10 protein-coding genes are annotated in these 15,061 nt (G+C 65.7%); 7 read left to right on the top strand and 3 right to left on the bottom strand.

What is annotated here, in order from left to right; all coding sequences use genetic code 11:
- The first annotated feature begins 24 nt into the window (after positions 1-24).
- From crtI to PZE19_RS06995, 4 genes are read left to right on the top strand one after another with little or no spacing between them, the layout of a single operon-like run.
- The gene (gene crtI, locus PZE19_RS07010; RefSeq protein ID WP_277859860.1) at positions 25-1,611 is read left to right on the top strand and encodes a phytoene desaturase family protein; all 1,587 of its coding nucleotides are present in this window, start codon (positions 25-27) and stop codon (positions 1,609-1,611) included.
- Positions 1,608-3,188: a phytoene desaturase family protein gene (locus PZE19_RS07005; protein WP_277859859.1), complete on the top strand. Its 1,581-nt coding sequence runs from the start codon at positions 1,608-1,610 to the stop codon at positions 3,186-3,188. The genes crtI and PZE19_RS07005 overlap by 4 nt, the downstream gene beginning before the upstream one ends.
- Positions 3,188-4,042, top strand: a complete 855-nt coding sequence (locus PZE19_RS07000) for a lysophospholipid acyltransferase family protein (RefSeq protein ID WP_277859858.1) — start codon at positions 3,188-3,190, stop codon at positions 4,040-4,042. Before PZE19_RS07005 ends, PZE19_RS07000 begins: the two co-directional genes overlap by 1 nt.
- On the top strand, positions 4,039-5,202 hold the full coding sequence (locus PZE19_RS06995; protein WP_277859857.1) for a glycosyltransferase family 2 protein: 1,164 nt from the start codon (positions 4,039-4,041) through the stop codon (positions 5,200-5,202). The genes PZE19_RS07000 and PZE19_RS06995 overlap by 4 nt, the downstream gene beginning before the upstream one ends.
- A 20-nt stretch (positions 5,203-5,222) precedes the next feature.
- Here the strand turns inward: PZE19_RS06995 and PZE19_RS06990 are convergent, their stop codons facing one another.
- Positions 5,223-5,642 carry a hypothetical protein gene (locus PZE19_RS06990; RefSeq protein WP_277859856.1) on the bottom strand — a complete coding sequence of 140 codons (420 nt, stop codon included), beginning with the start codon at positions 5,640-5,642 and terminating at the stop codon, positions 5,223-5,225.
- Positions 5,643-5,838: 196 nt separating this feature from the next.
- Between PZE19_RS06990 and metH the strand changes: the two genes are divergently transcribed.
- Both metH and PZE19_RS06980 read left to right on the top strand, forming a co-directional pair.
- Positions 5,839-9,555 carry a methionine synthase gene (metH, locus tag PZE19_RS06985; RefSeq protein ID WP_277859855.1) on the top strand — a complete coding sequence of 1,239 codons (3,717 nt, stop codon included), beginning with the start codon at positions 5,839-5,841 and terminating at the stop codon, positions 9,553-9,555.
- A gap of 159 nt (positions 9,556-9,714) precedes the next feature.
- Positions 9,715-10,224 carry a hypothetical protein gene (locus PZE19_RS06980; protein ID WP_277859854.1) on the top strand — a complete coding sequence of 170 codons (510 nt, stop codon included), beginning with the start codon at positions 9,715-9,717 and terminating at the stop codon, positions 10,222-10,224.
- A gap of 42 nt (positions 10,225-10,266) precedes the next feature.
- Here PZE19_RS06980 and PZE19_RS06975 read toward each other — a convergent pair whose 3' ends face one another.
- Together PZE19_RS06975 and PZE19_RS06970 are read right to left on the bottom strand one after the other, a co-directional pair.
- A complete protein-coding gene (locus PZE19_RS06975; protein ID WP_277859853.1) occupies positions 10,267-10,977 on the bottom strand; it encodes a hypothetical protein in 711 nt (236 codons plus the stop codon).
- Between the two features lie 164 nt (positions 10,978-11,141).
- Positions 11,142-13,115: a redoxin domain-containing protein gene (locus tag PZE19_RS06970; protein ID WP_277859852.1), complete on the bottom strand. Its 1,974-nt coding sequence runs from the start codon at positions 13,113-13,115 to the stop codon at positions 11,142-11,144.
- A 167-nt stretch (positions 13,116-13,282) separates the two neighbouring features.
- On the opposite strand from PZE19_RS06970, the gene PZE19_RS06965 reads away from it, so the two are divergent.
- Positions 13,283-15,010 carry a glycosyltransferase family 39 protein gene (locus PZE19_RS06965; protein ID WP_277859851.1) on the top strand — a complete coding sequence of 576 codons (1,728 nt, stop codon included), beginning with the start codon at positions 13,283-13,285 and terminating at the stop codon, positions 15,008-15,010.
- The last annotated feature ends 51 nt before the right edge of the window (positions 15,011-15,061 follow it).

Genomic DNA, 15,061 nt, shown 5'->3' with positions numbered 1-15,061 from the left:
CTCAATCCGGGAAGCGAACGGCCGATGCCTGGGAACAAACGAGTCGTCGTCGTCGGGGCGGGGCCGGGAGGGTTGGCCGCCGCCATGCTGCTCTCGGCGGCCGGCTGCTCCGTCAAGGTCCTCGAGCGTCTGCCGCATGTCGGCGGCCGGACGTCCTCATTCGAGGCCGACGGCTTCCGCTTCGACCTCGGCCCGACGTTCTTTCTCTATCCCCGAGTGTTGGAGTCGATTTTCGCCGCGGTCGGCCGCGATCTTCACCGCGAGACGAAGATGGTCCGGCTCGATCCGCAATATCACCTGGTATTCGGCGCGGGCGGGGAAGTCCGTGCGACGCCCGATCTCGAGCGGATGGAGCGCGAGATCGGCCGCCTATCGCCGCATGACGCCAGCCAGCTGCGTCGCTTCCTTGCGGACAACCGCGTGAAGATGGACCAGTTCCGAGCGGTGCTGGAGTCGCCCTTCCTCCGCTTCCGCGACATGATGTCGCCGAAACTCGCCAGGATGCTCCCCCTGCTGCGGCCCTGGCTCTCGCTGGACGGGGAGCTGAAACGCTACTTCCGCGACCCCCGCATCCGGCTTGCGATGACATTCCAGTCGAAGTACTTGGGGATGTCCCCTTTCAATTGCCCGAGCCTCTTCTCGATCCTCTCGTTCCTCGAATACGAATACGGCGTCTTCCACCCCATCGGCGGCTGCGGGGCGGTTTCCGAAGCCATGGCGAGGGTCGCAGAGGATCAGGGGACGTCGATCTCTCTGGACGACGAGGTCGAGGAGATCCTCTTCGAGGGCAAGAAGGCGGTAGCCGTGCGTTCGCGGTCTGGCGTCCATGCCTGCGACGCGCTGGTCATCAACGCCGACTTCGCCCGAGCCATGACCAGGCTGGTGCCCGACGCCCTGCGGCCACGCTGGTCCGACCGCAAGATCGCCCGCAAGAAGTTCTCCTGCTCGACCTACATGCTCTACCTGGGGATCGAGGGCCGTTACGACGACCTGTCCCACCATACGATCTACCTGGCGAAGGACTATCTGGAGAACCTCTCCGACATAGAATCCCGCCACGTCCTCTCGCGCGACCCCTCGTTCTACGTCCAGAACGCCTGCATCACCGACCCGTCGCTGGCGCCCGAGGGCAAGAGCACACTGTACGTGCTGCTGCCTGTCACACACCAGCACGCCAATGTGGACTGGGAGAGCGAGTCCCCCCGATTTCGCGAGCTGGCGATCCACCAGCTCAGGAAGATCGGGCTCGAAGACGTCGAGTCGCGGATCGTTTTCGAGCGCCAGGTCACGCCTGCGAACTGGGACCAGGATTACGAGATCCACCTCGGCGCTACGTTCAACCTGGCCCACAGCCTGTCGCAGATGCTTTATCTGCGGCCCCGGAATCGCTTCGAAAACCTGAAATCAGTCTATCTGGTTGGCGGCGGCACGCACCCGGGGAGCGGACTGCCGGTGATCTTCGAGTCGGCGAAGATCACGGCTAAGCTCGTCGGCCAGGACTTGGGCGTCCCGGTCTCTCTCGGGAGCGACGACGGGCTGCTCTCCTCTTCGGTGAACCTGTTTCCCGCCCCTCACGCCGGCGTCGGAATTCCGGAGGAAGTGGATCGATGAGTAAAACGGAACGTGTCGGCATCGTCGGAGGTGGGCTGGCCGGGCTCGCCTCGGCGTGCGTCCTGGGCGCGCGGGGCTATGACGTCGTGCTCTTCGACAAGAATCCCTGGCTCGGTGGCAAGGCCGCCGTCCTGTCTGAGGCCGGATATCGGTTCGACATGGGACCGACGATCCTCCTGATGCCGTCCGTCCTCGCGAGGATCTTCGCCGAGGCGGGCCGCGACGTGAAGGACGGACTCGACCTCATCCCGCTCGACCCCCAATGGCGGTCTTTTTTCGACGACGGCTCCGTCCTCGACCTCCACGCCGACCGCCCGCGAATGGCCGAGGCGCTCGATGCTTTCTCAACCGGCGGGGCGGCTTCCGGGGAATATGGTCGATTCCTCGACTATTCGAAGCGGCTCGACGACATCTCGCGACGTTTCTACTTCTGGAAGTCGATCGGCTCGGTCCGGGACATGTTCGATCCGTCGTCGAGCTTCAGCGTGGCCCTTCTCGGCGACCTCATGAGCATGCGACCCTGGAGCACGGTAGGGAAGACGGTCCGGAGTTTCGTGAAGGATGCACGGGTCGCGCAGATGCTCGACCACTTCACCCAGTACGTCGGCTCTTCGCCCGACATGTCGCCGGCGATCCTATGCGGGATCGCCCACATGCAGACCGGTGAAGGCGTCTGGTATCCCCGCGGCGGAACTCGCGCAGTCGCCGAGGCCCTCGTCAAACTCGCCGGCGAATTGGGAGTCGAGTTGGTCGCAGACGCATCGGTGGAAGCGATCCACACCGACGATCAGGGCAAGGTCTCGGGCGTGATTCTGGGCGACGGGCGGACGGTCCCACTCTCGGCGGTCGTCTCAAACTCCGACGCCGTCCGCACCCATCGCGAGTTGCTGGCGGGTCGTCCCGCCGCCAAGCGATTCGAAGCTCGGCGGAAGTATGAACCCGCCTGCTCCGGCGTGGTCATGTACCTGGGCCTGGATCGCCGCTACGATCAGCTCAGGCACCATGACTTCGTCTTCTCTCGCGACCCGCACGAGGAGTTCGACTACATTTATAACAAGGGCGAGCCCGCGCCGGACCCGACGTGTTACTTGTGCGCGACGGCCGGCACCGAACCCGAGACCGCTCCACCGGGAGGCGAGGCGCTGTACGTCCTCGTCCATACGCCCTACCTGCGGCCGCACCACGACTGGAAGACGCTCTACCCGAAGTACCGTCGGACGATCCTCGAAAAGCTCGTGCGGACGGCCGGATTGACCGACCTGGAACGCCATATAAAGCTCGAACGCTGGTTGACGCCGCAGGATATCCACGACCGGTACCGCGTGCTGGACGGGGCGATTTACGGACTGGCAAGCCATGGCCGGCTCAACGGGGCCTTCAAGCCGTCGAATCGGAGCCCGGACGTCCCGGGGCTCTATCTCGCCGGCGGCGCGGCGCACCCCGGTCCAGGAATGCCGATGGTCTTGATGTCCGGCTGGATCGCCGCCGACGCCCTTGATTCCGACGGGCTCGTCGCGCCGGTCCGCGAAGCCCAGTCTAGGTCGGCCCCCTCCGCTCCTCCGGTAGGCGTCTCCTGATGGCCCGCCCCGCGCGAGTCGAACTGAAGGCGAACGCCCAGGAGGCACGCCCCCCCGGCTCCCTGCCCCGCCGCTCGGCCTGGTTCTTCCGGGGCTTTCGGAAATACGCCCGCCGGTATGTGGCCAAAAACTTCCACGCGCTCCGCGTCGATCGCGACGGCTTGCCGACCGACCCTCCGCCCGGTCCCGCGATCGTCGTAATGAGTCATGCCTCGTGGTGGGATCCGATGATCGGATTGATCCTGTCCGAGTCGTTCGGCCCCTCGCGAGCCCACTACGCCCCGATGGACGAGGAGGGCTTGAAGCAGTATCCGATCCTTGAGCGGGTCGGCATCTTCGGCGTCGAGTTGGAGACCGCTCGCGGCGGGATCGCCTTCCTGCGCCGCTCTTCGGCGGTCCTGACCCGTCCCGAGTCCATGCTCTGGGTCACGCCCCAGGGCCGCTTCGTCGACGTCCGCGAGCGCCCGATCCGATTCAAGCAAGGGATCGGCAGGCTCCTTCACCGAACTTCGCACGCCTCCGTCGTCCCGCTCGCCGTCGAATATCCGTTCTGGAACGATCGCCGGCCCGAAGTGCTCGCGCGTTTCGGCGCCTGGATCTCAATCGAGGAGAGAGTCTCCCTCTCGGCGAAAGCCTGGACGAAGCGGCTTGAGACCTCGCTGGGCGAGACCCAGGATCGTCTGGCGGAGTCGAGCCTGGGGCGCGATCCTGGACGCTTCCAGACAGTGGTGAGAGGCTCGTCGGGAGTCGGCGGTGTCTACGACCTGGGTCGGCGGCTGCGGTCGGCCTTCCGGGGCGAATCGTTCACGTCCGAACATCTCGTCGAACAACCCTCCCACGGTCCTCGAACATGACGTCGCTGCTCATCGCCTGCCTGGCCTTTGCACTCCCGCCGGCGATCCTCGTCGCGCTCAATCTGCGTATTTATTGCCCTCTACCGAGGGTAGGCGACGAGACCGCCTCGCCGGCCGTCTCGGTACTGATCCCCGCACGTAACGAGGAGCGCGCCATCGGCGCGGCGGTCGAGGCGGCGCTGGCGAATCGCGGTCCTCTCGAGGTGATCGTGCTCGACGACAATTCCGAAGACGCGACGGCCGACGTCGTTAAGGCGATCGCGGCTCGGGACGACCGAGTGCGGCTGGTCACCGCCGGCGAACTGCCTGCCGGCTGGTGCGGTAAGCAACGAGCCTGCTGGCTGATGGCGAAGGAGGCGAGCTACGACCTCTTCGTCTTCCTGGACGCCGACGTCCGCCTGGCACCTGACGCGGTCGGTCGCATCGCCCGTTTCATGGACGAGACTGGTGTCGACCTGGCCAGCGGCATCCCGCATCAGGAGACGGTGGGTCTGATGGAGCGGCTTCTGATCCCGTTGATCCACTTCGTCCTGCTCGGCTTCATGCCGATCGCCAGCATGCGTCGGACGCAGATCCCGTCGCTATCCGCGGGCTGCGGCCAGTTGTTCGTCGCACGTCGCGAGGGCTACTTCCAGGCGGGCGGCCATTCGGCGATCCGCTCGACGCTTCACGACGGCATCAAGCTCCCCCGCAGCTTCCGCGCGGCCGGCCTGCGTAACGACCTGTTCGACGCGACCGACGCGGCCGAATGTCGGATGTACCGCACGGCAGGCGGGGTCTGGTCGGGCCTGGCCAAGAACGCCGGCGAGGCGCTGGCGGCCCCGTCGCTGATCGGCCCCATGACGGTTATCCTCCTCGGCGGACAGGTCGCGCCATTTTTCCTGTCCGCGGGTGCCATCGCGGCTTGGCCCCGGCCCTGGTCTCGCGTCGAAATCGGGCTCGTCGCGGTCGCGGTGGCCGCCGCCTGGACGCCCCGATTCGTCGCGGCCTCGCGATTCCGACAGTCGTGGCTGGGCGCGACTTTCCATCCCGTGGGCGTCGCCCTCCTGGTCGCGGTCCAGTGGTACGCCTTCGCCCGCAACGCGCTGGGGAAGCCTAGCCTATGGAAGGGCCGCGGATACTCGAAGCCTCAACCCGAATCGTTGGTCGAGCACCCCTGAGGCCATCCAGGTCCGATCGTTCAGCCCTGGTGGCGAAAGATTGCGTAGAGTAGGCCCGCGACGACCGTGGAGAGAACCCACGACTTGATCTGGGTTTTCACCGCGGGCGGCAGGGCGGAAACCCCCGCGTCGGTGCGAATTCGATGGACGACCGCGGCGCAGGCGTGCCGCCTGGACCTGAGCGCAAAGTCGGTGTGGCCGCAATCCAGGCAGTGATACTGGATGAGCAACGGGCAGACGAGAGCGGCGAAAAGGGTCGCCAGGAAGAGGCCGAGGTTTCGAACCTCCAGCGCAAAGCGGAACAAGGCCCACACGCCCAGCAGGGCGACGGTCGTGAGCAACGGGTTGACGATCAACCGCTGATGGTCCGCGACGTCGAGGATCGGGTTCGTGGTCGGGTACGTCGCCGTATCCAGGTCGGGATCAAACACCGCCATCATACACCTTCAGCTTCCGTCCATCGACCTGGCTGGTTCAAGACCGCTTGACACTCGTGCGAACCCCCAAGGATAATTCGATCCCAATGCACTTGGCTCCTCGTCCGTCCCCGCCCCAGGGCTCGCCCTTCTGGAATCCCACCGACGTCGCCCGCGGGTTCCGAAGCTCCGCCGCCCTTCTTCGACTGGATCCATCATCGTGAACAAGGACATCCCCGCCGCGTCGTCACGCCTCGAGGAATTGCTTGCGGAACGGATCCTGGTCCTGGACGGGGCCATGGGCTCGGTCATCTACTCCTACCAGCCCACGGAGGAGGATTATCGCGGCAAGCGGTTCGCCAACCACCACATCCAGCTGAAGAACTGCACCGAGATCCTGGTCCTCTCGCAGCCGAAGATGATCGAGGAGATCCACCGCGCGTACCTCGAGGCCGGCGCTGATATTATCGAGACCGACACGTTCAACAACAACCCCCTCTCACTGGAGGAATTCGGGCTCCAGGAGCACGTCCGCGAGCTGAACGTCCGCGCCGTGGAGATCGCCCGCAAGGCGGCCGACGACTACACCCGTCGTGACCCGAGTCGGCCCAGGTTCGTCGCCGGGAGCATCGGACCGACGAAGAAGCAGCTCTCGATGGGCATCCACGTCGAGGACCCCGGCCGTCGCGACGTGACCTTCGACGAGATGGTCGCGAACTACAAGGTCCAGATCGCCGCCCTGGTCGAGGCCGGCGTCGACCTGCTCCTGCCCGAGACGTCGTTCGACACCCTCGTCATGAAGTCGTGCCTCTTCGCCATCGACTCGTACTTCGAAGAAACGGGCCGACGGCTGCCGGTCATGATCTCGGGGACGATTTTCGACAACCATCGGACTCTCTCGGCCCAACCGGTCGATTCCTTTTACTACTCCGTCTCGCACTATCCTGCGCTGAGCGTAGGGCTGAACTGCGCGGTTGGCGTCGACCAGATGCGCGACTCGATCGAGACGCTCTCGTCCATCTGCAAGACGCGCGTCAGCTGCTACCCCAACGCCGGAATGCCAGACGGCTTCGGCGGGTTCCAGGGGGACAAGGAGCACACCGCGAAGGTTCTCGGCGAGTTCGCGCGCAACGGCTGGCTCAACCTCGTGGGGGGGTGCTGCGGCACGACTCCCGAGTGGATCGCGGCCATCGCCAAGCAGGTCGAGGACGTCGCCCCGCGCAAAACCCCCGAGCTTCCGGGCTATTCGTGCTACAGCGGAATGGATCCGTTGGTGGTCCGCCCCGAGACCAACTTCATCATGGTCGGCGAGCGGACGAATATCACCGGTTCCAAGAAGTTCGCCCGGCTCATCAAGTCCGGCGACTACGAGGCTGCGCTGGCCGTGGCGCGCGACCAGGTGGAATCGGGCGCGAACATCGTCGACGTGAACATGGACGAGGGCCTGATCGACGGCGAGAAGGCCATGACCCGGTTCCTCAACCTGATCTCGGCCGACCCCGCGATCGCCAAGGTCCCGATCATGATCGACAGCTCCAAGTGGAGCGTCATCGAGGCGGGCCTCAAGTGCGTCCAGGGTAAGTCGGTGGTGAACTCGATCAGCCTCAAGGAAGGCGAAGAGAAGTTCCTGGAGCAGGCCCGGCTCGTCCGTCGCTATGGTGCGGCCACGGTCGTGATGGCGTTCGACGAGGTGGGCCAGGCCGTCGAGGCCGATAACAAGGTCGCGATCTGCAAGCGGGCCTACAAACTCCTGACCGAGGAGGCCGGCTTCCCGCCCGAGGACATCATCTTCGACGTCAACATCCTGACGGTCGGGACGGGCCTGGAGGAGCACAACAACTACGCCATCGAATTCATCGAGGCCGTCCGCGAGCTGAAGCGGCTGTTCCCCAAGTCCAAGACCTCCGGCGGCGTGAGCAACGTTTCTTTCTCCTACCGCGGTAACGACGTGGTGCGCGAGGCGATGAACGCCGCGTTCCTGTACCATGCGATCAAAGCCGGCCTCGACATGGGCATCGTCAACGCCGGTCAGCTCGAGGTTTACGAGGAGATTCCCAAGGATCTGCTGGAGAAAGTCGAGGACGTCCTCCTGAATCGCCGGCCCGACGCGGCCGACCGGCTCATCGAGTTCGCCGAGACGGTGAAGGCCGGCGGCAAGAAGGACAAAGGCAAGGACCTCGCCTGGCGCGATCAGTCGGTGGCCGAGCGGCTCAAACATGCCCTTGTAACCGGGACCGTGGATTACGTCGAGCAGGACGTCGACGACGCCCTGCGGGAGTATCCCAAGCCGCTCTCGATCATCGAGGGGCCGCTCATGGACGGGATGAACGTCGTCGGCGACCTCTTCGGCGCCGGCAAGATGTTCCTCCCGCAGGTGGTTAAGAGCGCTCGCGTGATGAAGAAGGCGGTCGCCCACCTGACCCCCATGATGGAGGCCGAGAAGGCGCGGGCCGCCGCCGCGGGCGAGGCCGCCTCCGAGCACAAGGCTCGGGGCAAGATCCTGATGGCGACCGTGAAGGGCGACGTCCACGATATCGGCAAGAACATCGTCGGGGTGGTCCTGGCCTGCAACGACTACGAGGTCATCGACCTGGGCGTCATGATCCCCTGCGAGGACATCCTCAGGAAAGCTAAGGAGCACGAGGTCGACGTCATCGGCCTCTCGGGGCTCATCACGCCGTCGCTCGACGAAATGGTCCACGTCGCCCGCGAGATGCAGCGCGAGGGCTTCGACACGCCGCTGCTGATCGGCGGCGCCACCACCAGCGTCAAGCACACGGCCGTCAAGATCGCCCCCCAGTACAGCGGGCCCGTACTCCACGTAAAGGACGCTTCCCGGAGCGTCGGCGTGGTCGACCGCCTCAATCGCGCCGAGTCGCGCGGGGAGATGGACGAGCAGAACCGTGCGTTGCAGGAGCGCGAGCGACTCTCCTTCGCCGGGCGCCGCGAGCGAAGCCTCGTCCCGCTGGACGTCGCCCGCAACCGAGGTTCGCGGATCGATTGGGAAGCCTCGCCCATCGCCAAGCCGACCTTCATCGGCCCTCGCCGGCTCGCCCACTATCCTCTGGAGAGGCTGGTCCCTTTCATCGACTGGTCTCCGTTCTTCTCCACATGGGAGCTGAAGGGGAAGTACCCGGCGATCCTCAATGACCCCGAGGTCGGCGAGGTCGCCCGCGAGCTGTTCGAGAAGGCGACCGCGCTGCTGGGCCAGGTCGTCCGCGACGGCCTGCTCTCGGCGCAGGGCGTCTACGGCTTCTTCCCCGCAAACTCGGTCGGCGACGACGTGGTCGTCTTCACGGACGAGACGCGGACCGAGGAACGAATGCGGTTCCACTTCCTCCGTCAGCAGTGGGAACGCCAGGGCCAGACGGAATTCCGGTCCCTCTCCGATTTTGTGGCCCCCCTCGATTCCGGCCGGGCCGACTACCTGGGCGCCTTCGCGGTCACGGCCGGAACCGGCTCGGACGTGCTGGTCAAGAAGTTCAAGGACGATCTTGACGACTACAACGCCATCATGGCCGAAGCCCTGGCCGACCGCCTCGCCGAGGCGTTCGCCGAGTCCCTACACCAGCAGGCCCGGCGTGATTGGGGCTACGGCGGCGACGAACAACTCTCCCCCGCCGACCTGATCGCCGAGAAATACCGGGGCATCCGGCCGGCGGCCGGCTATCCCGCCTGCCCCGACCACACCGAGAAGGCGGGCCTCTGGGACCTCCTCGACGTGGAAGCCGCGACCGGCATCCGCCTCACCGAGTCGTACGCCATGCACCCCGGGGCGTCCGTCAGCGGGCTCTACTTCGCCCATCCCCAGGCCCGCTACTTCGCCATCGACTTCATTCAGCGCGACCAGGCCGTCGACTACGCGGCCCGCAAGAAATTACCACTCTCGGTCGTGGAGCGTTGGTTGGCCCCGAATCTGTCCTACGACCCCGATTGATCCCGGGACGCCGCCAGAACCGAGGCGACCAATCTTCTCGGTGGATTGAGAATCTGCAAAATTCCGAACCGGACGGTGCGGCCGTCTCCTAGAATTCAGGAGAGTCGCGCGTCGCTGGCGTAAGCCCCGAGCTGCATTCACACAAGGAAAACGCCTTCCATGAGGTTATCACGCCTGCGCCTCGCCGGGCTGTCGTTCGCAGTCTTCACGACCTGCGCGGCGTTCTCGGAAGTGGTCCAATCCCGGGACGGGGCGCCGCCGACGCAGGCGGCCACCGCCGATGCGGGGAGCCCGACTGATCGGGGGTATCCCTCTCACATCCGGCCTCAGGCGCACTACCCCCAGCAGCGTCGGAGCATCGTGCAGCACTACCAGTACCCGTATCCGGAATACTACCACGGAGAGGAAACGGCCGGCTTCCGGAACCCCGGGGGCAGGGGAAGGTACGCCGAATACTATCCGCCCGGCGAGCACTTCCAGAACGCGCAGGATCCCGTCCGCGCCGCGAAGTTCGCGCAGGGGGGTGGCGCGCCCGATCGAAACGAGCAGATCGCCGCCTACAATGCCGGGACTCAACGTTACAACTCGATCCAGCAGAGCATCGACAACTACGCGCGACCGGCCTGGGGTGGCGGGTTCGGCGTGGGCGGCTTCGGCGGCTTTTATTGAGCGAACGCGTCGCGGCCCTGACGGAGTCAGGGCCGCCGTCCGTCAGGGCATCGTCTTCGGCTCACCGACGTCGTTCGAGAAGGCGTCGTCGTCGCTGCGACCTTTGCGGGCGGGAGGAGACGGCTTCCTCTCGGCGGCCGTTGAAGAGCCGGCCGAAGCAGCCTTCTTGACGTACTTGTCGGGCGACTCCAGGAACTCGTCGCGGCATCCCGAGCAGCAGATGGGGAAGTCGCGTCCCTGAAACGAGACGGTCTGTGTGGCCGCACCGCCCGTCACCACGCACTTGGGACGTTCGATCGCGGTCGAGCCCGCCGCGAACGTCTCGCCCTCCTTCGTCAGGCCGATCTCGGTCGAGCGGACGTACGCCCCCGTCTTGGAAGCCCGGCGCTCGACGAACATCGTGTAACGAACAAGATTGCCGTTGGGCCGGAGCGTGAGCCGTTCGGCGGGTCGGTCGGCCGAAACGTCGGTCCGATCCAGCGTCAAGAGCTTGCCCTTGCCGTCGATGGTCCCTTCATAGATGACCGGCTTTGACCGCTTCGACGTGGCGCCCGATGACTCGGACGCGACGGGTTCGGTCCTGAGCACATACTTCTTGCGACCGGCCTCGTAGGTCAGTGAACCTGACTTCAAGAGTTTCGAGCCGTCCATCTTGAAGGACATGCCAGTCGGCTTGCCTTCCAGGAAGGTCCATGCCCAGGAGTGGGTCTCAGTCCACCCCCGGATCCGTTGCGCCGGGTCCCCCAGGGGCATCGCCTGCCCCTTCCAGGATCCCACTAGATATTCGAGGGGGGCGAAAGGCGGCGGTATTTCGCGATCATCGGCCAGGGTCGCTGACGCCCCTGGTCCGACGAGCGTTGCAGACAGGCACGTGATCGCGAAAAGGCGGAGAGGTGGTCGCATCGTCGCACGGCTCCTCAGGGCAAGGGAGGTTTCTCCGCCGCCTTCTTCTGGGTCCCGCCGAAGCCCAGGAGCGACTGGACCGCCCGCAGGCCGGTCCGATTCCGGTTTCGCAGGGCCTGACGGTCGATGGGCTCGCCGACCGGGACGTCGACGTCGATGTATCCGATCATCATCTCTTCAAACGTCTGGTCGCCCCAGCGTACGGTTTTGGTCGGGTCGGGGTTCGCGGGGTTGGCGGCCGAATTATCGTAGTGGGCCAGGCAGTCGATCCTGGTTCCCTTGGGAAGCGTGAGCGGCTCCCTGAGGGTGTAGTAGCTTTGCCAGCCGAAATCGTAGGCCGGGACCGATAGGATCACTTCCGGAGGCCCGCCCGGCCTGGTGATCGTGTACTGGAAATCTTTGCCCCGCACGTGCATGTGGGGCATGAAGCTGAGCAGCCTCACCTCCTGGGGCAAGGTCATCGAGGCGGCGACCGGCACCTTGGGCTCGTTGGGAGGGATGATGAAGCCGCCCTCGGCGATCGGCAGCGTGAACGCCTCGCGCGTCACCGGCTTCGTGGCGAACACCAGGCCGAGCTTGGAACGATCCTCGAGAACGCGGCCGTTCGGGGTGTAGTGGATCTCGAACATCAGGTCGGATCCGGCGGGGATCTTCTTGGCCGTGCCGTCGGCGAATCTTGAAGGCATGTCCCCCGGCGCGTAGCCGCAAAAGTGCGAGCCGCCCAGACCGAGCCGACGCCCCTTCGTATGGTCGTCGACGTAGATGATGATGTGGTGGACGACGGAACGGTCGCCGGGCGTGGCCTCGGCGGCCTGGATCCACTTGTCCTCGGTAAATTTCGTCGGGACGCGCACCCGGACGTATTCGAGCACGCCCTGGGCCGGGACGACGTTGGCTTCGGGGATTTCGAAGATCACGTCCGGGCGACCGATGGACCAGCCTTCGGAGAAAGTCCGCGGAGCCGGGACGTGCTTGGGGTCGCCGAGCGGAGTTCCCTGATCGATCCACGCCAGGAGCTTGGCGCGATCCTCGCCAGTCAGGCTGCGATCGTTGGCGAACGAACCGTGGCGCGGATCGGCGTGCCAGGGGGGCATGCGGCGGTCGTCGACGACCTCGCGGATCATCGCCGAGTGCTTGCGGGCTTCGTCATAGGTCAGGAGCGGGAACGGGGCGACCTGGCCCGGGCGGTGGCACGTCTGACACTTCTCCTGGAGAATCGCCGCGGCCGCCGAGGCGTAAGTGACCGCGCCGACGTCCGCGGGTTTCGGCGCGAGCGCATCAAATGCCGCCCGAATGTCTGCCGAGGGTGCCCGGACGCGGACGACGTCGGTTTTCGGCGCGGCGACGGGCTCGGCCTTCTCGATCAGGCAGCCGGCGACGGCCGTGGCGTCGACCTCGACGGGACGCCGGGCCAGGACGGCGTCGAGGGCTTCGCGGAGGTGGTTGCGATCGGGCGCCGGTTTCCGTGAGCCGACGGCGTACTGGTCGTCGATCGCGCCTCGGTAACGAATCCTCGCGGCGCCGTCGAGCACCAGGACTTCGGGCGTACGCTCGGCCAGGACGCCGTCGGCGACGACGTTCCCGCGATCCTTGAGGATCGGGAAATCCACCTGAAAACTCTTCGCGTGTGCGGCAATCTCCTCTTCGCTGTCTCCCACGTTGGCGTTGATTCCGACGAACGCGATCCCCTTGGGACCATAGTCGCGGTTCAGCTCCACAAGGCGGGGCAGGTATAGGTCGCCGACCGGGCATTCGGTGCCCAGAAAGACGATCACCGCACCCGGCTTGCCTGCGAGGCCGTAAAGTCGGAAATCGCGGTTCGACAGGACATCCTTGAGGGTGAAATCGGCCATCCTCCGACCCACGAGGCGATCGACGGCCGGGGTCTTGGAGGCTCCCGGGGCGTCGAATACGCATGCCGGGGCCGTCGAGAGGGCGGTCGTGAACGCGAGGAAGGCCCCCGCTTGAATCCATGCAGATCGAAGCATCAAAGTCCCCCAAGAGACGTCAACACGGGGCCCCGGCAGGGGATACGTTCCAGGATAGCCGGAAACGCCCTTGTGCGAAATCGGAAATCCCCTATACCTGCATCGCGATCCACCGTTTCCGGAAGGAGCCCGGGAACACAGGCCTCGGACGAAACGAGCCGAACCGGATGGAACCGGAAACCACTTCTCAAACGCGCCGATCAGGGGAGCCGGCGTCCGTCGCCCCGTCCCGGTCGCGCCCGCGCCGGCGCATCATCGCGAGCCGAGGCGAGTCGACGTCGACTCAGGTGACGTTCGGCCCCGCCGACCCTCGGCTTCTGAACCGGGGCGTGTGGGCCTTCATCGCCCTGGGCGTCGTCGTCCGGATGCTGCGCTACGCCCAAAATCTACCCTTCTGGTCCGACGAATGTTTCCTGGCTGTGAATTTCATCAGACGCGGCTTCCTGGAACTCGCGGGGCCGCTGGACAATGGCCAGGTCTGTCCCTTGGCGTTCCTCTGGATCGAGCGAGCAGCCGTGCTGGCGATGGGTTTTTCGGAGTGGTCGCTGCGGTTGTTCCCGCTCCTGTGCGGAATGACGTCGGTGGTCCTTTTCGAGCGCGTCGCCCGTCGCTGCCTGAGCGGCTTATCCCTTCAGGCCGCCGTGGCGATCTTGGCGGTCAGTGTCCATCCGATTCGACATGCAGCCGAGGCCAAGCCTTACGCCTCCGATTTGCTCGTCGGGCTCGTGCTGCTGGCCCCGGCGGCGGCCTGGCTGGACCACCGAGAGGGCCCGCGACGGCTCTGGATTTTGTTCTGTCTGCTCCCGCCCGCCGTGGCGGTTTCGAACCCGGCGGTTTTCGTCGCCGGCGGAATCTTGGTCGCCCTGTTCTGGCCGGTCTGGCGGTCGGGACGCTGGAAGGATCGAGGTGCATTGACTTGCTGCGGATTGTTGTTGCTGGGCCTCTTCGCGATCTTCCACGTTGGATTCGGTGGAGTCCAGAGCGCTGCGGCTCTAGACGGCCTTCGACGGTATTGGGGGCCGGGCTTTCCACCCCTCGAGGACCCGTTGAACCTCCCGGACTGGATGCTCTCGGCCCTGACGGGCAGCGTATTCGCTTATCCCGGAGGTGGGGCCCGCGGGGCCAGTGCGGCGACCTTCATCGCCTGTATCGCGGGCTCGGTCACCCTGATCCGGCGAGGGCGGGGGGCGATGGTCGTGGCTCTGACGGCCCCTCTCGGACTGAACCTGATCGCGGCGGCGGTGCAGCGTTATCCCTTCGGACCCGAGGCGCGATTGGCGCAATACGCAGCCCCCGGGATCGTCTTGCTGGCTGGAGCCGGGGTCGGTTCTTTGTTGGAGACCGTCCGCCGATCGAGACTTCGCGAGGCCTTGATCTATGCCGGGGTGGTCGGCCTCGTCGCCTGCGCCCTGGCTCCCCAGATCATGAGTTGGCGAAGGCCATACCGAATGCTCCACGACCGGGAGGCTCGCGATTTCGCCCGGAGTTTCTGGCCCGAGGTGAGCCGAGGCTCCGTGGTCGCCTGCGCCCATCTGGACTTCGGCCTGGGTCGCCCGGGCGCCTGGGAGGGCCGGCGGGCCTGGTATCTCTGCAATCAAGCCGTAGCCTCGCCGCGACGTAGGGCCTCAGGAGGGCCTCGGCTCGATGAGGTCTCCAGCGATCGGCCGCTCCGTTGCGTGGTGTTCGACGAGGAACCCTCGGATCCAGAAGTGATCGCCTGGCTCGCCCGGATGCGACGGGATTTTCAACTGCGCTCGACCCGGTCGGTGCCGGTGCGATCGACCTACGGCGACGATTTGAGATCCATCGTCGAGACCTGGCGGATCTACGAATTCACGCCCGCTTCCCTCCGGGTCGCCGACCCGGTCGCGATTCAAGGAGATCTCGAACGATGAGCATGGACGCTCGAAGTCCGTCGATCGCCGCGCCTCTCTTGCCCTTAAGGA

The organism is Paludisphaera mucosa, assembly GCF_029589435.1.
GTDB lineage: Bacteria > Planctomycetota > Planctomycetia > Isosphaerales > Isosphaeraceae > Paludisphaera > Paludisphaera mucosa.
The sequence above is the reverse complement of the archived record's forward strand: the minus strand, read 5'-3'. Positions and strand labels throughout refer to the sequence as shown.

Excerpts from the sequence above, each read along its gene's own strand:
- crtI (WP_277859860.1), top strand. The coding sequence starts at position 25 with ATGCCTGGGAACAAACGAGTCGTCGTCGTCGGGGCGGGGCCGGGAGGG.
- PZE19_RS06970 (WP_277859852.1), bottom strand. The coding sequence starts at position 13,115 with ATGCTTCGATCTGCATGGATTCAAGCGGGGGCCTTCCTCGCGTTCACG.
- PZE19_RS06980 (WP_277859854.1), top strand. The coding sequence starts at position 9,715 with ATGAGGTTATCACGCCTGCGCCTCGCCGGGCTGTCGTTCGCAGTCTTC.
- PZE19_RS06995 (WP_277859857.1), top strand. The coding sequence starts at position 4,039 with ATGACGTCGCTGCTCATCGCCTGCCTGGCCTTTGCACTCCCGCCGGCG.
- PZE19_RS06965 (WP_277859851.1), top strand. The coding sequence starts at position 13,283 with ATGGAACCGGAAACCACTTCTCAAACGCGCCGATCAGGGGAGCCGGCG.
- PZE19_RS07000 (WP_277859858.1), top strand. The coding sequence starts at position 3,188 with ATGGCCCGCCCCGCGCGAGTCGAACTGAAGGCGAACGCCCAGGAGGCA.
- PZE19_RS06990 (WP_277859856.1), bottom strand. The coding sequence starts at position 5,642 with ATGATGGCGGTGTTTGATCCCGACCTGGATACGGCGACGTACCCGACC.
- PZE19_RS07005 (WP_277859859.1), top strand. The coding sequence starts at position 1,608 with ATGAGTAAAACGGAACGTGTCGGCATCGTCGGAGGTGGGCTGGCCGGG.
- PZE19_RS06975 (WP_277859853.1), bottom strand. The coding sequence starts at position 10,977 with ATGCCCCTGGGGGACCCGGCGCAACGGATCCGGGGGTGGACTGAGACC.